This is a genomic window from Photobacterium minamisatsumaniensis (assembly GCF_050336695.1).
Taxonomy (GTDB): Bacteria; Pseudomonadota; Gammaproteobacteria; order Enterobacterales; family Vibrionaceae; genus Photobacterium; species Photobacterium minamisatsumaniensis.
Genome location: NZ_JAKJSI010000024.1, coordinates 70832 through 94404, shown reverse-complemented (window position 1 = coordinate 94404; position 23573 = coordinate 70832). Strand labels below are relative to the sequence as shown.

Below are 23573 nucleotides of genomic sequence, written 5' to 3'. Positions count from 1 at the left end.
TGGGGTTATTGAGTGTTAGTGAAGAAATCGTTGTACAGCATGTACAAGTGGGCTGCACTCCAAGAAAAGTTTGGTGCGCCTTGTTGATCACCCGTCAGTGGGTTGTAGTTCTCACGGATAGGTCCATCTTGAATTAGGCCATCTGCGTTCTGGAAGAAAGCGCCTGCCATCTCGATAGCATCATCACGATAGCCGTAGCTTTCCATTCCCTTCAAACCAAAGTAAAACTGGTCGACCCATACGCGGCCACGCCAGTAAATATCAGGGCCAAAGGCTGGGCTAGATAGTGCCGCTGTACCGAGTGGTACGTGTGTATTGAACTCCTCAGTATCTTTCATTACTGAAACCACAGCATCAGCGTGCTCTTGCGTTGCCGCACCGTTAAACAGTGGAGACCAGCCTTCAGGGCCTTTACCACGTTCTACGATAGGCTTACCAGCACAGCCGTTGGCGAGAGGTTTGTCTTCAATACGTATATCGTAGAAGAAATTAGTGCTCTCATCGAACATACAAGTATTGATGTAGTTTGAAAGATGCTCAGCCTTCTTGCGGAATTCTGTTGCTTCAGCATCTTTGCCAAGAATGTCAGCCATTTCGGCTAGGTATTTGTTATCGCTGTACATGTAGCTTGCTTGATCAACAGACTCTTGTAGCAATGAGTAGCCTAGTAACGTGCCATCTTCTGCGCGGTTTTGAGCAAATTCTACATCCCAATCAGAACGCTTGCCGCCATTTGCTACATATTCGTTTAGCTGATCGATATCGATGAAGCCAAATGCTGCTGCATCATCACGACCTGATTCCCAAGAAGCTGCGATTTGTGCAGGGCTTTCGATGAAGTCGTAACCGCCTTCAGCCACCACTTTATCAAGCGCTTCTTGACCTACGATAGTTTCATGCTCGTCGCCGCGCACTACTGTGAAGAACATATCGCCTTCAGGTGTATTGTGCGCTTTATCTAGTGCAGCACCGTATTCAGGAATGCCGTTACCGTTGTTGTCACGGTTACGTAGCCACCAGTCATGATAAGCAACCAACTTTGGATACATTTCTTCGAGCCAGGCTTCGTCTTCGGTGGTTTTGTAGACTTCCATCACAGCCCAAGCTGCTAGGCTCGGTTTGGTATTACGCTCGTTCCAGTTGCCGCCGTCACCGCCGCGCTCAGGACTTAGGTTGTATGCTAAGAGGTCTGGCACATAGCCTTCATCCCATGGACGTACTGTGTCATCAGCTTGAATTTGGTAAGCGAACATCGCACGAATGTTGTCTTTTGCTACTTCTGGGTTGAAGTGAGCCATGGCGTACGCTTGTTTCCAAGTATCCCACGGCCATGTTTGGTTGCCAGAAAACCAGCGAGCCGTTACCGATGGAGTTACGGAGTCAAATTCCATTGCACCAGCTGCGCCACGCCAGTTTCCGTTTAAGGTTTCCATCGCTTTAACAGCTACACGCTCTTGTTCTGGCGTTGCGTTAGGGTTGGTTAAGCCCATTTCAAGATAGCCTTCCCAGCGTGCTTCTGATGCCGCAAGATAATCGGTAGGGTTTGCCAAGATCTTTTTGATCTCAGCTTGCTCTGCCGTGTTTTCTTCTGCTGTTAACACATGCGAGTAAGTGGTATAGATCGTCGTTGACCCATCAATGTTTGCCGTTGAACTAAAGGCTAAACCATCAACTTGCGTTTGGGTTGGAATCGACTTATGGACTTGATATTCAGATTCGCCAGAAGTTAACAGATCCCATGTAGAGCGAACCTTACCGAATGTTACTTTTACCCCGTTATCTGTTGCGACGATCTGACGGTTGTAGTCTGGGTAGGTTTCTGCGATGGTTTTGGCTGTTTGCGCTTCACCTTCTTTAGCATGCGTCTTTTCTAGCAGTTCGCCGTCCCAAACAAGCGCGACTGGAGAATCGGTGGTGATCTTAGTTTCAAGTAGCGAGGTACGGTCAGACGCGAAACGTATCGTCATCTCAACAGTCACATCGTCAGATTTCAATGTTTGAATCAGTGCACCAGGTAAGCTGTAAGCTTCCATGGTAAACGTGATTTTTTCCCCGTCTTTGAACACGCTTAAACGGTCAAAGTTGTCTGCCATGAAGTTAATGTATTCTTCTGTCAGTAGCGCTGTACCAGGGAAGCCACCCATACCAGCGTCAGAGTCAGGAAGTAAGTGCCCATGCCATGCACCTAAATCAAAAAATGGGTTGAACCGCTGGTGGTCATCGAAATCGTAGTCACGCATGTACTCTGGAGAACCAGTACGGTCGATGACATTTTTAAATTGGCTTGCTTGAAGCTGCGCTTCAGTGTTTGAATTTGTTGTACAACCAGTAACAACAAGTGCCGCACCGATAGCTAAAGCGACGAATGATTTATTCAGTTTCATGATGAGTTCCTGTTATTACCAGTAGAAGTATTGCATTGCGAACACTTGCGCGTCGCCAGTTTCAGTGTCTGCGCCTACGCCGAACCGGCTATCAAAGGCTGTTGCGTACGTACCATTTCCGTACTCGTACCACACACCAGCATTAATGTAAGATGTAACCTTGTCATCTAAACCGTCTATTTCGTTGTTAGCGTAGTTATATGCTGCTGAAAGATAAACGCCTTGTGCAGCTTCATACCAAGTACTTGTTTGAAAGCCAGTCTCTGTACCATTCGGACCATCACCATGTTCAATCGACTGTTCATCATTTCGATTACCTTTATTGGTGTCGTGCCATACACGAGCAGCAATGTTTTTGTACTCAGCACCAACTAGAAATAACTCACCGCCATCATTGCTACGAGCTTCTGCTCCTCCCATTAGCGTAAGAGCATCCGTTGCGTCATATTGAACGTAACCATTGACCATGGCATTTTTATCAATCCACTGGTCAGCAAATCTATCGTATTTACCAAAGTGGACAAGCGCATCGTCTTCCGAGAAGTCAGATTTAGGCGCGAATGAAACGCTATAGCGAAGTTTACCTTCTAAGTTTTGGATTTTTACACCGACATTGACATCGCGAGTGTTAGAGATCACGTAACCATACTCGACGGTTGCATCACCCCACCATTGAACGTCATCTAATGAAGAGTCCATGCGTCCCACAATAAATTCTGTTTTATTGTCTGTGCGATAGCCAACGTAAAAGCGGTTGAAGCCACCTTCGAACCCTCCCCATCCATGGCCAGTTGCCCATGCAGTGCCTTCGTCGTCAGCTTGTACTGTCCAGCCTTCCAGATAAGCAAGACCGAACCAGTTACCATGTTCAATTGCTAAACCTGCTTCGATGTAAGTCCCATCAGCGTAACGGCCTTTATCGTTCCCTTCTAGTGCGACATGACCACCAAGCCCTAGTTCACCATAAAAGTTGAATAGGGTTTTTGATGGGTTTTCTGGAGGACGAGTGTCGCTATGGCTAGCTTCTGTTTCGGTAGCGTTGGCGGATAGGGCTGTGAGAATATAGCTCGTAATCAGAGTTATTTTAGTAAATCTACGTTTCATTTTATTAACTTCTACTCAAGTGTAAAAAGTGACCGTCGAGAGCTCTACTGGCTCTTTGTTGACGTATATATCAATAAACTYATTATTTCGAACGGAAGTGTAGCGGTATTTAATGGGTTTTTAATAAATACGTTCTTAAATTGTGATCTGGTTTTAGTAAAACTTTACCAGTTAATTTTAAGGCGGTTTTAGGTGTATATGACGCTCAAAGGTGAGGTGAAGGATTGATTTGCTTGGTGAATAATTAAGTTGTATTTGCATTAAAAAAGCCCCTCAAAGCGAAACGCTCGAGGGGCTAATATATTTTCTATTTTCTAGAGGGGGAGTCTAGAACGAAGCTTATTGTTGTTTAACGGCCTCTAATGATTCGCCTTGAGCTTGCTTCTTTTCAAAGCGAGAGATCCACCACCAAGCAATTGCAGAGAATACTGCTGTCATGAAGACGTTGATGAAGAAGGCTCTCATTAAGTTCACACCTGTTGGGAATGCAGAAGCTGTCATACTTACGATAAAGATAACAATAAGAACCGACACAACAGCCATACCTACTTTACGAGAGCCCATGCGGAAATCACGTGGTGTATCGTCGTATTTCAGACGGAAAACAAAGTAAGCAGCCATAATGAAGATAGGTGGAAGCATTGCAGTACCTGCCGTTAGGTTGATTGCTACGTTCATCATGTCTTGTACAGACTCAGAACCTAAACCGCTGACTAGTAACATTACCACGACGAATGCAAACTGCCACCAAGCTGCGCGAACTGGCACACCGTGCTCATTAAGCTCAGTTGTTTTCTCACCGTAAATACCTTTTGGAATTTCAGAGAAGTGAATTTTAACCGGAGCTGCTGTCCACATCATCATCGAACCAAACATTGCGATGAACAGGACAATACCAACGAAACGGCCAACTAAAGATTCAGACACATTGAAGTATTGAGCCATACCCGTGAAAATTTCCACCATGCCGCCTGCATAAGTGAGGCTTTCACGAGGAACGAATACGTTTACCAATAGTGAACCAACCGCGTACATGGCACCGATGAGTACACCTGCTGAGATAATTACTTTGATAAAGGTTTTCTGACCGCCTTTCACATCTTTTAGGTATGCAGCCGCTGTTTCTGCCCCGCCCGCTGCTTGGAAAATCCAACACATAATACCAATGGTTGCCCAGTTGATTGTTGGGGTCATCGCTTCCAGAGTAATAGGTTCCGCAGGGACGTGATCACCACCAAGTGCCATAATTGCACCGATGACATAAATTCCGAATAGGGCAAATACACCGTAAGCAACAAGCTCAGAAATTCGGCCCAACCAAGTCGCACCTTTAGTTGAAATGTGCGTCGCTGCAGCGAATAAAACAATCGAGATGGCAGAAGTCACTACTGGTGAGAATGCGTATTCATAACCGAGCATCGCGTAAGAGGCATACGAAATAACATTGGGTAGCAGCGATACAAACCAGAATAGGTTTACAAACCAATATAGGAACGAGCCTAAATAGGCCATTTTGGTACCAAGCGGTTTTTTCAACCAATCGTACATCCCTGATTCAGAGTTCTTATTTGCTGACACAAATTCAGCAATGATAAACACGAACGGAATAAAATAGACAATAGTGGCAAGCAAAAAGATAGGGGCAGAGCTTAAGCCAAGTTCTATGTTGTTGTTTACAATGTTGCGAACGTTGAATACCGCTGCAAGGGTCATTGACAGTAAGGCAAACTTACCTATCGTGCCACGAAGTTGATCAGACATGTTGTTCTCCGATGAATCACGTCGTTATTATAAGCCCAAATGCTATTGAGCGTTTTGTTGGTTAGGGTCAGGTGCTATGCCTGACCCGTTATAATTAAATTGTTTATTTGTTTAGGAAGTAACCATCTTCAATGGTGACTTTGAGTACAACCTTGCGTACACGGTTACCACCATGGAAACGGTAAGCATTGTTGTTATCAAAAATGGCGACGTGTCCCTGTTTTAGTTGACGAGTTTCGCCAGAGCCAGTGAGGTATTCGCGGTCGGTTTCATCTTGATAGCTTTGGGTTAGTTCAAGTTGTTTTTTTTCTGCAAATTCGACAGTTTCGCAGCCTTCTAAGTAGTAATGCACATCAAAATAGCGACGGTTACCTGTGAAGGTTTCTGTTTGACATGCCACGCCACTTTCAATCATGTATGCCAGTGAGTCGCCGATGGAGTACATAACGCCATCTTTGATATTGCCTATATTTTCAATAGCTTCTACACAACGGTTCCATTTTCGACCGTCGCGGTAGACGACTTTAAATTGCTCTAGAGATTCTAAAACGATCATGGGTTATGCCTCGTTCTTCTTTAATGGACCCGTGGTGAAAAAGCCGTTATCGAACTGATGGTTGACTAATGACTGAGCTGAACAGTCACCGGCTTGGAAAGGGATAAGTGTTAACCCGTAGCGGAATTCATCCATGTAAACGCGATATGAGTCTAATACTTCGCTACCCCAAGAGTTTGAACCTAACCCCATGACTTGGTGGTCAAGGTTTAGGGTGATGTATCCACTCTTCTCTAGCTCGATGGTGTGTTGTGCGGCATGTAAGTTTTGGTTGGTGTAGAACCATGCGCTGAAGTTGATTTCTTGCTGAGGTTTCACCGCAATACCATTACCTGCACGGCTTGAAAGTGCTGCCCAGCGCACATGCTGACGGTTACCGTTATTTTGCGGGAATGGGTAGTTTTCAAACATGTCAGCAACTGTTGAGTGGTACACATCAATCATGTTGGCTTGTTTGCTATCTTGGTAGTTTTCTTCTGGACCACGGCCGTAGTACTGCACTTGGTCGAAGTCGTTGTTGATGCCAAGGTCTAGGCCAATAACAGGAATGACATGAGGGTAATCCCCGTAACGTTCGCCACTAAGTTCAACGTTTAGCTGACCTTGCGTGTTAATTTGGTAGCGATAAGTACAGCGCATGCCAAAATCGAATACTGGGGGAGCAATGATGCTGGTGGTCGTGATTTCAATTTTGCCGTTGTTCTCTTCTACATTTAACGTGCGGAAATGCTCTTGCATGATTTGCAGGTGAGCGGGCTCCCAGTAACCATCGTGCTCTTGCTTGTGGTTATCAATCATTGGTTTGAAGAAGTTAAGCTTAGGCTCTGAAGCAATTAGCTCTTCGCCATTCACTAGCCAAGATGTCAGCTTACCGTTCACTTTCGAGAAGTTAAGCGCAAAGTTATGACCTTTCACGATGTAATCTAAGCGAGATTCAATAACTTCCAGCGCAGTTGCGTTGTTGGTGGTAAAAGCTTCTAGCTCAGCCGTGCTCTCTTTTACTTGGAATTGGTAAACCGCGATGTCGTGGTTCGCTTCACTGTATGCAGTGCGAGAATCTTTACGAACGGTGAAGTTAACAAACACTTCACGAGTATCAAGCTGAGGGATATCTAACAAGATTTCACGGCTAGAGTTTTCAGCGAGTTCTTCTACTTTGATCTGTTGTACCGCAATGGTTTCACCTTCTGCACGAATTTCGGCAGTAATGGTGTAATCATCGATGTTAGAGAACCATAGTTTGTTATCGACGGTGAAGGTGCCAGCTTGTGCATCGAAATCACGGATTTTTACAGGTGCAATGACTTGTTTGTATTCTTTCAAGCCTGGGCCAGGAGTTTGATCTGGGTATACCAAACCATCCATGCAGAAGTTGTAGTTATTCGGGTAGTCGCCGTAGTCACCACCGTACTTGTAGAATTCAGTACCATCTTCATCACGAGCAAGAATACCGTGATCACACCACTCCCAAACGTAGTGACCTTGAATAGCATCATGCTTGTAGAAAACATTTTGGTATTCTGTTAAACCGCCCGGGCCGTTACCCATTGCGTGCGCGTATTCACAGATGATGCGTGGCTTTTCATGTGGGAATTCACCAAATGCATTCATGAGTTGTGCGCGAGAATACATGGTAGAAATGATATCAACGACTTCAGCATCACGATCTTCTTCGTAGTGAACTAAACGCGTATCGTCAATTGCTTTTGCGGCATCGTACATCGAACGGATGTTGCAGCCATAGCCAGATTCGTTACCCAATGACCACATGATGATAGAAGGGTGGTTTTTCTGGGCGTGAATATGTCGCTCAATGCGCTCTACAAACACCGCTTCCCAGGCGGGATCGTTGGTGATGCGGCTGAGATCGCCAACGTTAGCAAAACCATGTGTTTCTACATCGGTCTCACCCATGACAAATAAACCATAGATGTCACACAGTTCGTAGAAACGTGGGTCGTTCGGGTAGTGCGCGGTGCGTACGGAGTTGATGTTGTGCTGCTTCATCAGCACTAAGTCTTTTTCAACGCGATCCATCCCAACAGCACGCCCTTTAAGGTGGTCGTTATCGTGGCGGTTCACACCGTGAAGCATCACGTATTTATTGTTGATGTAGAACAGGCCATCACGTACTTTGATGTCACGGAAACCAACACGTTGTGGGATCACTTCCAATACATTGCCGTCTGCATCCTTCAACGTTAGTAGCAATTGGTATAGGTATGGGTTTTCAGCATTCCATTGAGTTGGGTTTACGACATCAACTGAAAACTGAGTTGAAGCGCTGTCAGAAACGATCAAGTTATCTAATGAGCCTTGCGAGATAACAACATTGTTATCGTACAGCGCGTATTCCAGTGTTGCACCAGCCGGTGTGGTCGCTAAGTTTTCTAATTCAACTTGGCAAGAAAGCGTTGCGCTTTGGTATGCATCATCAAAGTCGGTACGAACGGTTACGTCTTGCACATGAAGCAGCTCTTTACCTACTAGGTAAACGTCACGGAATATACCGCCTGTCCACCACATGTCTTGATCTTCAATGTAGGTTGAGTCAGCCCATTGCATTACACGAATAGAAAGTAGGTTGGCACCAGGTTTCGCGTATGCTGAAATATCGAATTCAGCTGTTAAGCGGCTACCTTTACTAAAGCCAACGTATTCACCGTTAACGTAAACCTCGAAATAAGTCTCGACGCCGTCGAACTTAATAATGGTTTGCTTCTCATCCCAGCTTTCACTTAGGAAGAACGTACGCTGATACGCACCAGTTGGGTTATCTGATGGTACAAAAGGCACATCAATCGGGAATGGAAAACCTTCATCGGTGTACTGAAGGTCGCCGTGGCCTTCCATTTGCCACATATTCGGAACAGTAATATTGCCCCAATCGGTCATTTCTTGAGAGTAGAACTCCTCGGGTACTAATAGAGGATTAGTGAAATAGCTGAAGTTCCATTGGCCACTTAATAATTGGTAGTGGCTACTCAGTTCACGCTGAAATGTCTTTGCGTTTTTTTCTGAGCGGTATGAGAAGAAATATGCGCGTGGCGCCATACGGTTCTCATGTAAGTGAAGGAAGTTTTCCCAGTTGTTCACATTGCCTCCCGGTTTCTTAACCGACGTTCTTATTCGTAAGTGGGGTCGTGTAAGTAACGACTAATCTTTATCTGAGGTGATTATTGGTAAAACTTTTACTAAATGATATGGGTGAAATTGTTTTACTTTAACTTGATCACATTTTTGTAGTAGGCAGGATAGTTTGGTGTGATCGAGCTAAAAGAATCAAGTAAGAGGCTATGGTCTGGATGATTAGGCTGTTTGGTCAGTATTTGTATGGTTTTTATACGTTAGCCGACTAGGCTTATTCGATTAACTTCACGAAGCTAAACCTGAGTAGCTTATATGTAATTTTAGTAAAAGTTTACTTGATGGGTTGGTGAGTGGGAAAATTTGTATTGGAGATGCAAAAAAGGGTCTGAACAATATCAGACCCTTTCTATCAAGTTACTAAACGCAAATGAAGATTATTTGGTTAGATCAAAGTCCATCCACACCATACGGTGGTCGGAAGAAACGCCTTTGCTGTTACCTAGTTCTTCATCATAGACAAGATTGTATCCGTCTTCGTTACCTGCTGGCCAAAATACACCTGAGTCTTTGATATCAAGTGTCGCGGAAGGAATGACATAATCAAGGCGTAGGCCACTGGTGCTTGTGATGTTTTGAGCGTGAGGAGTATCTGGATTACGAGTACAAATACCTTCATTCAAACAATATTCACCGCCATTACTCGCGGGTGTATAGCTACCAAGAGTACCTTCCACATTAACCATTGAGTGGCTGATTAGGTTGGCAATTGTTGCACGATCACCATCACCCATCTGGTGGTCTGCATTCAGATCACCTGCGATAATAAACTTGCTACCCGCAGGAAGACCACCGAAAACACCTTTATCGTCATACATGTAGTTTTTTGAATCGATGTAGTCGTTCCAGAACTGAAGCTCTGCACGGTTACGTTCAGTATTATGCTTTGCAGGGTTGTCGAAAATAGGTGGAGCAGGGTGAGAAACTAAGAAGTGAATAGTTTCTTGGTTGCCATCTTTTGTTGGAACAAGCACTGGGATATCAATGTGGTTTTTAGATGAAAGAGGGAATTCGCTCCAAGCATCATCAGAGTACCAAGCATCACCAACAGCTTTACCTGTAGGGCAAATATTTTCACCTTCAGCACCTTCACAGCTGATGATTTCAATGTTTTCTTCACCTGGCATATCTTTCCATTTGAAGTCTTGGAAAGAGCGAACGTTCGTTTCATCAATTTCAAACTGCGAGAATACAGCAAACGCATATTGGCCGTGATAGAAACCAAACCCCCAAGCGTCATCACCAGTCCCGCTAGCGGTGCCATCTAGGTTTAGATCTAACTCACTTGGTTTACCGGTATTGGTTGCAACATTCTGTTTGTATTGGAAGCTGATTGGCTCTTGCCCGTTTTGAGCATGGGCAAGGTAGTTATCATGGAATCCGTTTAGGGCTGCCATGTCTTCACCCGTGCCATCATTGTTAAATTCAGCTAGGACAAATGCATTTGGGCGTACACGTTGAATAGTTTCTGCAACATTACGAATTTGAATGATTTTCTTAGCTATTTCGATCTCATCATCAGACAGTGAAGAGTCATCTTGCTTATAGCGTTCAATCAGTGTGCTCTGAGCATCGCGGCTCATTGTCATTTCGGCAACAAGATCTTCATAAGTCGCTCGGTCAAACGATAGGTTATATGTCGCAAAGCGAGCTTCGTTATAAGTCGTAATCGAATCATCACTGTTGCAGCCTGAAAGAGCAGCCAATGCAATCGATGCTGCAATTATTGTTTTTGTCAGTTTCATTTTGTATTTCCCAGCTGAATAGGTGACGGAGGTTACAAAACCCTACAAACCATTTCTGTTGAAACATTATATTTTGTGATTGCGATCAAATTTATGCTGTCTGAGTGAGTGGAATATATACGCAAACGGTATCTGCAACCGATTGTTTGCGAGGGGTTTATACAGTTTATTTGTTATGCGGTAGCTGTAATTGCCGAAAAAGAAGCTTACTAAGTGTCAACTAATTACCAGTGTCTGACATTTTTTTGACTTGAAATTAGATACGGTACGTCATACTATATTTATGGTGTTAATTAAGTCAACATTAAGTATCGAGGTGCGGTATGTGTAGTCGCTGTAATGTTCAAATGATCCAGCTAAAGCGTAATTGGTGGCAAAAGGTAAAATATAAATCGTTATGGAAATGCCAGCAATGTCAACGAGTTGTGTCGTTATGAGTGACTTGGTTAAAGTGCGAAAAAACATTAAGTTGCGTAGCCAGGCTGCAATAGAAAAAACGAAAAAGAGAATGCTTAAAGTAAAAGCCCACCGTTCATAAAGGTAGACGCTTCATCACTCATTTATGATATAGATGTCATAAAAGATTCTGATATCACATTTTTTGTCATACAAAAATTTTACAATTGTTGGGTTTTCTATCAACAAATGAAAACCCCTACAATAGTGATGGCTAAAAACCAAAAATAATGACTAAAAATGTAAATGGAGGAACATAATGACAACTGGCAAATATCTGCGTTGGAAAGATGCTGAAGGAAATGAGTTTAGACCTGTTTCACTAACCGGTACTGAGTTGTTAAATGACAGAACATTAAATAAAAGTACAGGCTTTAGTTATGAAGAGCGTGAAGCATTCCAGCTAAGTGGTTTATTACCACCTCGAGTACAAACATTTGATGACCAGCTAAACCGAGTCTACGACGGCTTTAAAAGTGCATCGACAGATATTGAAAAATACCTTTTTTTACGCGCGCTACAAGATCGTAATGAAACACTCTTCTATGCATTACTTTCTCGTCATATCGATGAAATGACTCCCATTATCTATACCCCTACGGTGGGTAAAGCTTGTCAGGAGTTTAGTCACCGTTACCAGAAAGCACGTGGTTTATATATTACTGAAGATAACGTGGATCAAATGGATGATTTGGCGCGTAACTTCACGGGTAAAGACATTAAAATTATTGTTGTGACTGATAGCCAAGGCATCTTAGGCCTTGGTGATCAGGGCGTTGGTGGCATGGGTATTCCAATCGGAAAGTTGTCACTCTACACCTTGGGTGCAGGTATCCACCCTGCTCACTGTTTACCTATTGCCCTTGATGTTGGTACTGATAATCAAGATTTACTCGATGACCCAATGTATCTTGGCGTGCCTCGCAAGCGTATGCGTGGCCAAGAATATAAAGACTTTATTCAGGCGTTTGTTCATCAAGTAAAACGTAATTTCCCCAAAGCAGTTCTACAATGGGAAGACTTCAGCAAATCGAATGCCTTCGATAACCTATCAGATTATGAAGACTTTATTCCGTCATTTAATGATGATATTCAAGGTACAGGGTCGGTTGTTTTAGCGGGTATTCTTGGAGCCGTTAAAGTTAAAAATGAATCGCTAGCTGATCAAAACTACGTGGTTTATGGCGCAGGTGCTGGTGGTGTAGGGGTTGCTGATCAAATTTATGCAGGCCTACTTAAAGAAGGCTGCTCGCACGTAACGGCACGCGATAAAATCTTTATTCTCGACTCGCAAGGTTTAGTCTTTGATGATCGTGTTGGTCTTGATGAATATAAAAAGCGTTATGCAAAACCACGCCATTTAGCTGAGGGCTGGCAAACAGCTGAAGAAAATAAAGTGTCGCTTACTGAGCTGATTAACCATTATCCAGTAACCGTTTTGTTAGGTACAAGTGGCATTGGTGGCGCATTTAAACAAGAGCATGTACAAAAAATGATGGAGTACACGTCTCGCCCAATGATTTTCCCATTGTCGAACCCGACGGCAAATTGTGAAGCATTGCCTGAGGATATTTACCTCTGGAGTGATGGTCAGGCTATCGTTGCTACGGGAAGTCCATTTGATAATGTTAGCTATAATGGTTTTGACTATCGTGTTGGCCAAGGTAATAACGTATTTATCTTCCCCGGTGTTGGTTTAGCAGCAATTGTTGCGCAGACTCAAAAGATCACACTGGATATGTTTACGATGGCTTCTTATGCCCTTGCAGAATGTGTTAGTGAAGAGGATTTAGCTAAAGGGTGTGTGTTCCCACAAATAAGCGAATTGAAAGATGTTTCGTTGCACGTCGCCACCAAAATATTAGAGAATATTCAAGCGACAGATCCAAAGAGTATACTGAGAGGTCGAGATATCGAGCAGGAACTTGCCGAACATATGTGGGAGCCTGTTTACTTACCTTACCGAAGGGTTTAGTATTTGTTTTGATTTTTAGCCCAGCATTTTTGCTGGGCTTTTTGCTATACAGGCCAAAGGTTTAGCATTTTAGGTCAAGCATGTTTTTGGTGATCTCAATCTCTGCTTAATTCTATATTTCAAGGTAATATAATGTTGCAAAGAGGTTAATTATAGAGTTAAGAGTACTTGCTAAATTAGGGGGTTTGTATGCAGCAATCAATCTTATTTTCAAAGTTAAAGCAGTTGGCTGTTATTACATCAATGGCTATTGGCGGTGTATCACTGTGGTTAATCATGATGTATCAAATCTTCAATATGGCCGTATAGCTTACTTGGTTATTATAGGTATCGGGTTTAACCAAATTGCCTATTTCTTTGTGCCCATGCTCCAACAACGATGAATGCAATCGTAACAAAACCAACGAGCCAGTGGTTGGGTAATTGTTCAAGCTGCTGCGATAAAAATGGCGATGCTTTGATGATTAAAAAACCATAGCCAAATGAGTGAACCAAAATAAACACTGTGGTACGAATGATAAAGTGTGTGCTGGACAGCTGTTTTCTTAAAATTCGGTTGATATCAGAGCCAAAAATCACAAGAAGACAAGCAATAATGGCCGTGGAAATATCGAGTAACCACGGCCTTAACCAGTGGCCGAAATCAGCAATAAGAGAAATAGCGTAATTCATTGAGTAGTAATGTCGTAAAGTGTAAAAAACGTATAGGGGTATAACGACCAAATTAGTACTTTCCTGTTGCTTTTAGCTATTTTTCTTTCGATACGTGATTTTTATCGATCAAACGCTCATGCCGTGTAATCACGTAGAGTTAAGCATTAAAAGTGATATACTTCGTTTTAACGAAGTCATTTTTCTGTATTGCTATGCTAAACATTTCAAACGCTGTTCAACTGAGTGACTGGGAAATCGAATTAACGGCAATTCGAGCCCAAGGAGCAGGTGGACAGAATGTCAATAAAGTCTCTAGTGCCATCCATTTACGCTTTGATATTCAACGCTCAACCTTGCCTGCTTTTTACAAAGAACGGCTATTAAAGCTGTCTGATAGCAGGATTACAAAAGAGGGCGTTATTATCATTAAAGCGCAACAGTTTCGTACTCAAGAGAAGAATCGAGAAGATGCATTAGAGCGCTTGAAAGAACTGATTCAGTCTGCTGTGGTGCAGCAAAAAGCCAGAAGAGAAACAAGGCCAACCCGAAATTCCCAGAAACGTAGAGTTGATAAAAAAACACAACGGGGACAAACCAAGACATTAAGAGGTAAAGTTAACTTTTGACATGCTTGGCAAAAATTGAGTTTAAATAGAATATTGTCATAAAGAAGCGTTACAGTTTGTTATCTAATGCTTTTTTATGGTGATCAGGATGTCTGAAAAGAAAACCCAGCAGCTACTTCAACTTTTTTACAGAGAGTCAGCACGTGTTCGTCTGCTCGAACGCCATGATTTGCCTACGCCAGACGCCGAAGAGCAGCAAGCCTTAAATGAATGGCTGACCACTAAACGGCATTTTACGCATGATGAAGTGACTACTCAGCATTGGATAAAAACCTGTAGTGCGGGCTATATTACCGAGCTGATGCTTTATCCTGATGGTTCACTGGATGAGTTTACGCTGTTTAAGCGTTTACGAACGACCGGTAGTTGGCAGTTAGTTGATGGTCTTATTGAGTTGTCGATTTTCAAAGGTGACAACCACTATCAAAGTGCGATTGTCGCGAATAAAGCCAGTAGCATCCATTCAGCAATAGAGTATAAAAACGGCGAGCTACACGCCTATTTGAAAGTGGCTCAGGTAAAGGTTGTGTAAGTCATCATAACAACAGCCGAATTGTCGAGTTTTTATGTAGAGCTTGGTATCGATAGAGCACAACATATTCGGCTGTTTGTTTTTAGTTAATTCTTAAATCATTCCTGTTTATGGCGTGTATTGTTAGGTGGAAAAGAGTAGAACGTTGACTCTTTAGCTTATTAAATGGCGAGCCAGTACAAATATAATATTGATAAATAAAATGACTGGATCTAGATATCATGTACTAAAAATAAATAATGATTAAAACATCAATTGTGAAATACCTCACACAATATTTTTTATATCCTGTATATGATTATCTCACTTCATGGGTGGGAATTAGAATGAAATTGAATGCAAAGACATTAATAGCCTTTATCCAGAGTGTTTTATACACTCTGGTTAATGCTATTTATTCTTGCGCTTGCATTCATAATAATGAAAATTTAATTGCTGATTCTGATAAAGAGTTTGACGAAGTAGCCTCAAGCTACAATCAGCTCTATATCTGTGTTGGTGATTTAATCGGTAAGAAAGTGCGCTATTGGTATGGTGTAACTTGCACTCGCTGGAAACGTAACTTTTTGTCTTGTGCAGCACAAGTGCGAACGTTACTTTCTGTTTTGTTACTCACATATTTATATTTTGCTAAAGGAGTCTCTGCGAGTTCTCTTGTGAGTTTTTACCGTTATGCTCCGGGTAGAGTTGTGACGTTCAACAGCTTAGTAGCTAATTTATTTGAGCGCGTTCTTCTAGTAAAAGACTTTAATATCAATCAAATAAGCGGCAATCACTTTAAGGTGGTTGCCGTTTTTTTATTCTTGAAAATCAACAGACTTAAAAGCTGTTAAAGAGGTGAATATGTTTATTGTTTGTGTAGCTGCTTGCCCAACAGGTATTGCCCATACATATATGGCGGCAGAGGCGTTAGAAGTTCTTGGCAAAGAGCACGGATGGGAAATAAAAGTCGAGACCCAAGGGAGTACGGGCATAGACAATGAGATCACCGAAGACGACATTGAACGAGCTGATGGTGCAATTATTGCGGCTGAAATTGCAATAGATGGCGCTGAACGATTTGAGAGCTTATTAACATTGGAATGTGCAGTCGCCGATCCAATAAAACAACCCGCGGCAGTGTATGAAACGATGGTGCATATTATTAATAATAATTAAGGATAATGACCGTGGCCCTACTATTAAAAAAAGAAAAAACAGAATTAGATAAATTGCGTGAAGCCTTAATGACGGGGGTGTCGTATATGATCCCTGTTATTGTTGCTGGTGGTATGATGCTGGCGTTTGGCTCATTATTTGAAACGTTAACGGGGGTGGATTTAAATGAAAGTAACTCTTTCTTAGCGCAAGTAATACATGATCTTAAGACGTTTGGCTTATATGGTCTGACATTGTTATTCCCGGTTATTGCGGCTTTCGTTGGTTTTGGCCTTGCGGGGAAACCTGCTATTGCCCCAGGTTTAATTGCCGGAATGCTGGCTCGAGATATGCAAATGGGCTTTCTCGGAGCATTACTTAGCGGCTTGATGGTCGGTTATCTCGTTCGCTGGATGCTGGCCAATATTAAGTTACCTAAAGAGTTTCGTAGCCTACTTCCTATGGTGATTATCCCATTATTAGGCACTGCAATCGTATTGTTCACCATGAAATATATTGTGGGTTATCCGCTTATTGCTCTCAATTCAGGCTTGGAAAATTGGCTGGTCGACATGTCAGGCGGTAATAAGGTTCTGATGGCTGCAGTACTTGGCGCTATGGTGGGCTTTGACTTGGGTGGGCCAATTAATAAGGCTGCCATTACGGTGAGCTTAGGTCTGTTTGCACAAGGGATTTATGAGCCCGTTACGGCGTCTCATATCGCGATTATGATTGCACCGTTTGGTATTGGTGTTTCGACCATAATTGCAAAAAAATATTATACCCAAGAGTTACAAGAGAATGGACGTGCTGCGTTGATGATGTCCTGTGTTGGGATCAGTGAAGGGGCAATACCGTTCATTTTGGCCAACCCTGCATTGATTCTGGTTAATACCATCGGCAGTGCAATTTCTGCGTCATTAGTCATCTTATTTAGCTCTATAGTCGAGGCACCTGCTGCGGGTATTTTAGCGCTTATCCTATCTTCAAACTTCTTCCTGTACCTCGTTTCAATAGCAGCAGGCGTGGCATTTGTCGCGATAGGAACAACCGTATTAATGAAGCGCCAGTTTGCTAAAAAGCAGACCTTGGAATCATCTCAAACTAAACACCCTGAATCAGCATAGAGGCTAGTGTTATGTCGTTGAATAAAAAAGCATATATCGTGCCGCACACCCACTGGGATCGTGAATGGTACTTCAGTACGGAAGAGTCTCAGGTATTGCTTGTTTTTACCATGCAGCAGGTGCTAGACCAATTAGAAAATGATGGCGGGTTACCTTGCTTTGTCCTCGATGGCCAGTCGGTCATGCTGGAAGATTACTTGAGTGTTGTTCCGGAAGATACCCAGCGTGTTATTGAGCTGGTTAAGAAAGGCAAGTTATTGGTGGGGCCATGGTATACACAAACGGATCAGTGTGTTGTTCATGGTGAATCGCAGCTAAGAAACTTGTTATGGGGTTGTCGTGATGCTGAGCGTTTTGGTGCCGTGATGAAAGTGGGGTATGTGCCTGACTCTTTTGGACAGAGTGAGCAATTGCCACAGCTGTTGCAGCATTTTAATATCGATAAGTGTGTTTTCTGGCGTGGGATTTGGGAAGGGATCACTGAAAATACCGAGTTCATTTGGCGAGCACCGAACGGTAGCGAAGTCACGACTGCGGTTTTGGAGTTTGGTTATAGCGCCTTCCAAGGTATGAAGTCGATGAGTTGTCACCTCGATGGGATTGACCAAAAAATGACCGAACGTTTTTGGCCTGGTGAACGTGAAAAATTCCTGTTTATGGGCGGGCATGATCAAAAGCCATGGCAGAGCGAGACGGTACAAGCAATCCAACATGCCAATAGTGAACGAGGTTACAGTTATCAATTGTGCCACTTTGAGGACTATTTCGCAGCTACCACTGGAGGCTCACTGCCTGTGGTAGAAAGTGAAATGCTTTATGGAAAATACAGCCGGATCCACCGTGGTATTTATTCAACCCGATACGATATTAAGAAGCTTAATAGCGATGTTGAAAACCTGATGGTCAATCAGTTAGAACCTTTGCTAACTGTGGCTAACCACTTAGGGTTGAAATACCCCTATGGCTTGATGGAAAAGAATTGGAAGCAGCTGATGCAAAGCCATGCGCATGACTCGATTGGTGGCTGTAATACCGATTCAGTTAACCAGCAGGTATTAGCGCGGATTCAAGCGGTACGAGAAAGTGCAGAACGATTGAAAGATATCACGCTAAAGCAGTTGGCAGATGCGTCAACCAAAGGGCTGAACGGTGAATATGTACTTGCTTTTAATCCGTTGCCATATGTGCGTGATGCATTGGTAGAGCTGGAGTTGGTGCTACCGACTCGCCAGTTTGCTTTATATGACGGTGATGAGCCTGTCGAGTTCCAGCTTGATGCGTGCCAGTTGGTTGATATCAACGCTATTGTTCAGGATCCAACAACGCTAGGTGATGAACGTTTTAAATCGTGGTATCGCCATCGCATTGTTGCTTCTTTGAACGCGCTGCCAGCTTGTGGCTATCGTAGCCTTCTAATTGAACGGTTGGAAGATAGCGATTGCAGTGATGATGAACCGAAAGCGCATGAACCCGTTGAGAGCATACGGTCTCAGGAAATTCACAACGACTACTTGTCGGTGAGTGTTGATGAAGCTGGTAAGGTCGCACTGACAAATAACGCCACAGGTGAGCATTGGGACGATTTGTTGACGTTAGTCGATGGTGGAGACGATGGAGATAATTATGATTTCTCAGCGCCTCACAGCGATCACCTTATTACACTGACGACGAAAGCGACGGAGATAAACGTATCCCATGGCTCGTTACGCTCAGCGATCAGCATTACTTATCAGGTCATTTTGCCGAGCAACCTGCACGAGCGTGCTGACAAAGTATGTAGCACAGAACAAACCGTGGAAATGGTACTTTCTCTAGAGCAAAACAGTGATCAACTTGATATTCAGATACAGCTTGAAAATCAAGTTGATGATCATCGCTTACAGTTGCACGTCAACGGCGATTTCCTAAATCGGGAGAGCATTGCCGACCAGCCGATTGGTCTGATCCGCCGAGGTGATGATGAGCAAGCACTGTCTGTGTGGCAAGCGCAGGAATGGACATCATGTCCTGTACCTATCTACCCAATGCAAAGTTTGGTCGCTGGCGAAACTAAGCATGGCGGGATTGCGATTTTTACTGACGGGATCCGTGAATATCAGCAGTACCCAGAGTCAATCGCGATTACGTTGTTCCGTGCTGCAGGCTATGTGGGTAAGCCCGATTTGAAATACCGCCCTGGTCGTTTGTCCGGCCTACCGGACGCAAGCCCTGATTCACAACTAAAGAAACCGTTGTCGTTCCGCCTTGCATTGTATCCGTTCAGTGGAAAAGCAATGCAAGCCCAGTTGTGCCAGCGTGTAAAGCATTGGCTAACAGCCCCGCTAACACTGCACAACGGAGTGGTTCAGCGATTTATGATCGCCCCACCAGTGTTTAGAGCGCCAGAACATTTCAGCCTGATGGCATTTAATCTACCAACCCTTGCAGTGAGTGCGATTAAAACCGCGGAAGACGATGCTCAATCCATTATCGTTAGGTTGATAAATAACAGCTGTCAGCCGGTAGCATTGGGTGAGCTCCCATCCGGTTGGCAGGTTGAAGTTGCCGATGGCATGGAGCGAGGCCAAGTCGAGGCGACAGCAACGACGACGATTCCGAAGCAGGGACTCATTGCTTTGAAGTTACGCCCAACCGAACGGTAACTAACGTATAGATAATAAACCCTCACCGTCACAATGATGGTGAGTGGCTTCGTACACCCCCAAAATTTGTCAAATGCATTAGGTATTATCATGACGAAACAATTTGAATTTAAAAATGTACTGGTTAATGGCATACATGCGAGGCCAGCCGCAGAAATAGAAAGCCGAGCACAAGCGTTTCAGTGCCAAATATCTTTGGTTAATAGCACGAAAGGCACAAGGGCTAACGCGAAAAGTGTGTTGTCACTGGTTGGAACCGATAGTGTTTTAGGGGATGTTTGCCAGTTTGTGTTTGACGGTGAAGATGAAATTGCGGCTTTTGAGCACATGAAGCATTTCATTGAGCATGATTTTGAACATTGTGATGAGACAGTTGCTGTAATTGAGAATAACGACGATCAACCATTACCTGTCTCTCTAGTGATGGCAAGCCCCAAATTTGTGCGTGGTAGCGTGGTTTCAAGAGGGATTGGACAGGGTAAACCCGTTTCTTGTAGCCAAGTCGATTTATATCAACTGGCTGATAAAGCAGAGCTCCAGCAAAGTGAGGTCATTACGGAGTCTTTGTTAACTGGTCTAGCAAAGCTACAACAGCAGCTAGCAGATGCTTTGGCTATATTGAGTGAAAATGCAAAAGAAGAGCAGGCTATTTTGCAGGCTCATCGGCAGATCGCTTGCGACAGTATATTTCGTGACGCGCTGTTAAATCAGGCCTCGCAACCAAATAGCCTTAGGGCAATAGCGGATGCCGCCAGTGAACTAAAAGCCCCTCTACTGAATAGCGAAAGTAGCTATTTGAGAGAACGAGCGCTAGACATTGAAGATTTGTGCGTTCAGCTAGCAGGTATTGTTGTTGGCAAACCGTTGAAAAATCCAGTTGCCTTGATCTCGGACAGTATAGTGATTGCCGAGAATCTAACACCAAGTGAATTGCTTGCGTTCGACAAATCCCATCTTAAAGGCATCGTATTAGCTCATGCCGGTCAAACTTCCCATACAGTTATTCTGGCGCGTTCTTTTGGTATTCCAGTGTTAACAGGTATCGATAACTTACAGCCATTCATACAGGGGGCTGAATGGACTATTTTGGATGCGCAACATGGCTGTTTGATTCGGGATCCTAATGATGCCGTTGCACACTTCTATGATTTAGAAGGACGTAAAATTGCTGCAAAAGAAAAAGAGTTAGCGCCTTTTGTTACGTCCAAAGGCATGGCTAAAGATGGCCGACCAATGGCACTTTACGCCAATATTGCTGTAGGGCTGGAAGCCGAAGCTGCATTCACCCAAGGTGCAGAAGGGATCGGCTTATTCCGTACTGAAATGCTGTTTATGGATAGCCCTAATGCGCCAACAGAGCAGGAGCAATATGAAATCTACTGCGAGGTTGTAAACGCAGCAAACGGTAAGCAAGTTATTATAAGAACCCTAGATATTGGTGGTGATAAACCTTTACCGTATCTTGACTTACCACAAGAAGAAAACCCGTTCCTCGGCTACCGTGCCATACGTATGTATCCACAACACCAGGCAATGATTGAAAGCCAGATCAGAGCCTTACTGCGTGCAACCCAAACGGGTGCTATTGATATTATGATCCCAATGGTTTCCTGCGTTGAAGAGGTCAAATGGGTTCATCAGCTATGTCATCAATGCGCAAAGCAGTTGGCCGCAGAAGGTTATCAGCTTGGTCAATGGCGACTTGGGATCATGGTTGAAGTACCTTCAACTTTGTACATGCTGGAGAAGATCTCAAACTGGGTGGATTTTGTTTCCATTGGCAGCAATGACTTAACCCAATACTTCATGGCATGTGATCGAGGCAATAAACATATTAAGTCACTGTATGACAGTTTAAACCCTAGTTTTATTACTTTCTTGCGAGACCTTGCTGTTACCGCTAAACGAGCTGGACTTGAGTTAGGCATTTGCGGCGAAATGGCGGGGGATATTCAAGCTTTACCACTGCTATTGGCAATGGGGTTTGAAGAAATAAGTGTGTCTTCACCGAATATTGCGTTGTTACGTGCTCACTTAAGTCGGTTGGACAGTCGCGATTGTGAAAAACTGCTAACAACAGTGATTAGTAAAGAGACCGCTTGTGAGGTTAAAGCGTGTATTGATATGTTCTGGCAACAACAAAATCAGCCTGACATTCTTGATGAACGCTTAATAATACAATGCAGCGCAAAAAATAAAGCCGATGTTATAAAGCTCTTAACGGACAATCTAGAAGTTCAAGGCAGGGTGAAGCGAGGTGATGACGCTGAACGAGCAATTTGGGAGCGTGAGGCAATCTTTGCTACATCACTCGGTTTTGGTGTAGCAGTACCGCACTGTAAATCAGAACATGTTACGCACAATAGTATTTCTGTTGCTCACCTTGCTGAACCAATTGTATGGAATGAAAAAGAGAATGAGCAGGTATTAACGGTGATCATGCTGACAATATCCAATAATGATAATGATGGTACGCACATGAATATCTTTTCTAAGTTAGCCCGCAAGCTTATGCATAGTGATTTTAGGCAGCAATTGATGCAGACATGTCCAGTGCAAGCAAAAACAGCAGAACAAACGACAGCCTTACTTAAAGGGTGCCTATTTGAGCAAGTGGCGTGACGAGCCAAGTAGTAATGATTCAGCAGAATCGTGGATGGATTGAGCAAAAATGAAAATGTTATCTTTGAACGTTATGGTGGTTTCTAGCTTGTGTCTGATTGGTTTCCCTTATCTATTGGAGCATCCGGCAGTGCTAGGCAGTGTAGCTGCAGCATGTACAACATTGTCTTTTTTACCGCAGGTAATTCAAACCGTGAAGACTAAAGATACGACAGGTATTTCATTAGTCATGTATATCATGTTCGTTTTTGGTGTATTTTGCTGGTTAGTGTATGGATATATGTCACACGATATTCCTCTAGTGTTAGGAAATGGGATAACATTTATTTTAGCAAGCATAGTATTGTTTCTTAAGTTTAAAGATGGTGTTCATATCAAAACCTAAGTTGAATATAGTGTGGATTTTATTGCAATATTCTTGTTACGAACTATGTATATTATTAATTAGCTGATTATGGATGAAATATATATCACTAATTATTTAATTAAATACTATTAGTAATGTGATCTTGCTCTTAGACGTTATGATGTTAATGCTGATACGATTTGTTTGTTAATTATTCATTTAGTTTGGATGGACTCAATGCTAAAAGAGCTTTTATTTTTAAGTAAAATAGTAGGAAGAGGTAGCGAATGGCTTCTCTCTTTGCTAGTGATGCTTGAAAAAATTAGTGTTTCATTGATTCCAAAATCTGAAGACTTAAATGGAGTTGAATATAACAAAAATGATAATTTAGATGATATTGCTGTTCAATGGTCTAGCTTATGGGAGAGTTTGAGTACGCAGGGAAATACCCAGAAACATCATTACATGCAGAAAAATAATTTAGTATCAAGAGATGATGTAAAGACAAGTGTTTTGCTTCAAGTTGTTGATTTTAAATTACTAAAGCATGTTTTTGGTGATTCGTCTGTTAAGCAAATACAGTCATGTCATCGTAATGCTGGGGATCCGGCTGCAGATGATAATGCTAACCCTGTTTATTTATCCTTTTCTTCTGTAAATATCTTTGGCCATCAATATCTTACTTATATAAAAAAGCACAGAAAGACAATTATGTCTTTTCTGTGCTTTTTCTATTTTAATCCAGTGAAAAGTTAGAGA

The 23573-nt window shown here is 43.0% G+C and carries 17 protein-coding genes; 10 read left to right on the top strand and 7 right to left on the bottom strand.

The features are described from left to right. Nucleotides 1–5: 5 nt before the first annotated feature. The 6 genes from ygjK to L4D78_RS13665 all read right to left on the bottom strand — a co-directional run bounded on the left by ygjK (nt 6) and on the right by L4D78_RS13665 (nt 10697). On the bottom strand, nt 6–2384 hold the full coding sequence (gene ygjK, locus L4D78_RS13690; protein ID WP_428467438.1) for an alpha-glucosidase: 2379 nt from the start codon (nt 2382–2384) through the stop codon (nt 6–8). 15 nt (nt 2385–2399) lie between these two features. Next, nucleotides 2400–3488 (bottom strand): protein YgjJ, encoded by a 1089-nt coding sequence (gene ygjJ / locus L4D78_RS13685; RefSeq protein WP_428467437.1) that lies wholly within the window; start codon nt 3486–3488, stop codon nt 2400–2402. Nucleotides 3489–3827: 339 nt separating this feature from the next. Beyond that, nucleotides 3828–5249 (bottom strand): amino acid permease, encoded by a 1422-nt coding sequence (locus tag L4D78_RS13680; RefSeq protein ID WP_428467436.1) that lies wholly within the window; start codon nt 5247–5249, stop codon nt 3828–3830. A 103-nt stretch (nt 5250–5352) separates the two neighbouring features. Next, entirely contained in the window at nt 5353–5805 is a 453-nt protein-coding gene (locus L4D78_RS13675; RefSeq protein ID WP_428467435.1) for a beta-galactosidase subunit beta, read from the bottom strand. A 3-nt stretch (nt 5806–5808) separates the two neighbouring features. Next, complete coding sequence (gene ebgA, locus L4D78_RS13670) at nt 5809–8901, bottom strand: beta-galactosidase subunit alpha (protein ID WP_428467434.1); 3093 nt, start codon at nt 8899–8901, stop codon at nt 5809–5811. A 428-nt stretch (nt 8902–9329) separates the two neighbouring features. Then, nucleotides 9330–10697 (bottom strand): endonuclease/exonuclease/phosphatase family protein, encoded by a 1368-nt coding sequence (locus L4D78_RS13665; protein ID WP_428467433.1) that lies wholly within the window; start codon nt 10695–10697, stop codon nt 9330–9332. Between the two features lie 715 nt (nt 10698–11412). On the opposite strand from L4D78_RS13665, the gene L4D78_RS13660 reads away from it, so the two are divergent. Continuing rightward, nucleotides 11413–13128, top strand: coding sequence for an NAD-dependent malic enzyme (locus tag L4D78_RS13660; protein WP_428467432.1), 1716 nt, complete (start codon nt 11413–11415; stop codon nt 13126–13128). A gap of 336 nt (nt 13129–13464) precedes the next feature. Here the strand turns inward: L4D78_RS13660 and L4D78_RS13655 are convergent, their stop codons facing one another. Continuing rightward, on the bottom strand, nt 13465–13800 hold the full coding sequence (locus L4D78_RS13655) for a DUF3392 domain-containing protein (RefSeq protein WP_428467431.1): 336 nt from the start codon (nt 13798–13800) through the stop codon (nt 13465–13467). Between the two features lie 194 nt (nt 13801–13994). Between L4D78_RS13655 and arfB the strand changes: the two genes are divergently transcribed. The 9 genes from arfB (at nt 13995) to L4D78_RS13610 (ending at nt 23570) form a co-directional block, all read left to right on the top strand. Continuing rightward, nucleotides 13995–14408, top strand: a complete 414-nt coding sequence (gene arfB / locus L4D78_RS13650) for an alternative ribosome rescue aminoacyl-tRNA hydrolase ArfB (protein WP_428467430.1) — start codon at nt 13995–13997, stop codon at nt 14406–14408. A gap of 88 nt (nt 14409–14496) precedes the next feature. Beyond that, nucleotides 14497–14940, top strand: a complete 444-nt coding sequence (locus L4D78_RS13645) for a hypothetical protein (protein WP_428467429.1) — start codon at nt 14497–14499, stop codon at nt 14938–14940. A gap of 326 nt (nt 14941–15266) precedes the next feature. Then, nucleotides 15267–15773: a hypothetical protein gene (locus L4D78_RS13640; protein ID WP_428467428.1), complete on the top strand. Its 507-nt coding sequence runs from the start codon at nt 15267–15269 to the stop codon at nt 15771–15773. Nucleotides 15774–15783: 10 nt separating this feature from the next. Continuing rightward, nucleotides 15784–16098: a PTS fructose transporter subunit IIB gene (locus tag L4D78_RS13635; protein WP_428457820.1), complete on the top strand. Its 315-nt coding sequence runs from the start codon at nt 15784–15786 to the stop codon at nt 16096–16098. 11 nt (nt 16099–16109) lie between these two features. Then, nucleotides 16110–17204: a PTS fructose transporter subunit IIC gene (locus L4D78_RS13630; RefSeq protein ID WP_428467427.1), complete on the top strand. Its 1095-nt coding sequence runs from the start codon at nt 16110–16112 to the stop codon at nt 17202–17204. A gap of 11 nt (nt 17205–17215) precedes the next feature. After that, the gene (locus L4D78_RS13625) at nt 17216–19846 is read left to right on the top strand and encodes a glycoside hydrolase family 38 N-terminal domain-containing protein (RefSeq protein WP_428467426.1); all 2631 of its coding nucleotides are present in this window, start codon (nt 17216–17218) and stop codon (nt 19844–19846) included. A gap of 90 nt (nt 19847–19936) precedes the next feature. Beyond that, nucleotides 19937–22468, top strand: a complete 2532-nt coding sequence (gene ptsP, locus L4D78_RS13620) for a phosphoenolpyruvate--protein phosphotransferase (RefSeq protein WP_428467425.1) — start codon at nt 19937–19939, stop codon at nt 22466–22468. 49 nt (nt 22469–22517) lie between these two features. Next, nucleotides 22518–22853, top strand: a complete 336-nt coding sequence (locus L4D78_RS13615) for a SemiSWEET transporter (protein WP_428457824.1) — start codon at nt 22518–22520, stop codon at nt 22851–22853. Between the two features lie 198 nt (nt 22854–23051). After that, nucleotides 23052–23570: a hypothetical protein gene (locus tag L4D78_RS13610; protein ID WP_428467424.1), complete on the top strand. Its 519-nt coding sequence runs from the start codon at nt 23052–23054 to the stop codon at nt 23568–23570. The last annotated feature ends 3 nt before the right edge of the window (nt 23571–23573 follow it).

What these genes read in the sequence shown, in the direction of transcription:
- ygjK (WP_428467438.1), bottom strand. Translation starts at nt 2,384, where the DNA reads ATGAAACTGAATAAATCATTCGTCGCTTTAGCTATCGGTGCGGCACTT.
- ygjJ (WP_428467437.1), bottom strand. Translation starts at nt 3,488, where the DNA reads ATGAAACGTAGATTTACTAAAATAACTCTGATTACGAGCTATATTCTC.
- L4D78_RS13680 (WP_428467436.1), bottom strand. Translation starts at nt 5,249, where the DNA reads ATGTCTGATCAACTTCGTGGCACGATAGGTAAGTTTGCCTTACTGTCA.
- L4D78_RS13675 (WP_428467435.1), bottom strand. Translation starts at nt 5,805, where the DNA reads ATGATCGTTTTAGAATCTCTAGAGCAATTTAAAGTCGTCTACCGCGAC.
- L4D78_RS13665 (WP_428467433.1), bottom strand. Translation starts at nt 10,697, where the DNA reads ATGAAACTGACAAAAACAATAATTGCAGCATCGATTGCATTGGCTGCT.
- L4D78_RS13660 (WP_428467432.1), top strand. Translation starts at nt 11,413, where the DNA reads ATGACAACTGGCAAATATCTGCGTTGGAAAGATGCTGAAGGAAATGAG.
- L4D78_RS13655 (WP_428467431.1), bottom strand. Translation starts at nt 13,800, where the DNA reads ATGAATTACGCTATTTCTCTTATTGCTGATTTCGGCCACTGGTTAAGG.
- arfB (WP_428467430.1), top strand. Translation starts at nt 13,995, where the DNA reads ATGCTAAACATTTCAAACGCTGTTCAACTGAGTGACTGGGAAATCGAA.
- L4D78_RS13645 (WP_428467429.1), top strand. Translation starts at nt 14,497, where the DNA reads ATGTCTGAAAAGAAAACCCAGCAGCTACTTCAACTTTTTTACAGAGAG.
- L4D78_RS13640 (WP_428467428.1), top strand. Translation starts at nt 15,267, where the DNA reads ATGAAATTGAATGCAAAGACATTAATAGCCTTTATCCAGAGTGTTTTA.
- L4D78_RS13635 (WP_428457820.1), top strand. Translation starts at nt 15,784, where the DNA reads ATGTTTATTGTTTGTGTAGCTGCTTGCCCAACAGGTATTGCCCATACA.
- L4D78_RS13625 (WP_428467426.1), top strand. Translation starts at nt 17,216, where the DNA reads ATGTCGTTGAATAAAAAAGCATATATCGTGCCGCACACCCACTGGGAT.
- ptsP (WP_428467425.1), top strand. Translation starts at nt 19,937, where the DNA reads ATGACGAAACAATTTGAATTTAAAAATGTACTGGTTAATGGCATACAT.
- L4D78_RS13615 (WP_428457824.1), top strand. Translation starts at nt 22,518, where the DNA reads ATGAAAATGTTATCTTTGAACGTTATGGTGGTTTCTAGCTTGTGTCTG.
- L4D78_RS13610 (WP_428467424.1), top strand. Translation starts at nt 23,052, where the DNA reads ATGCTAAAAGAGCTTTTATTTTTAAGTAAAATAGTAGGAAGAGGTAGC.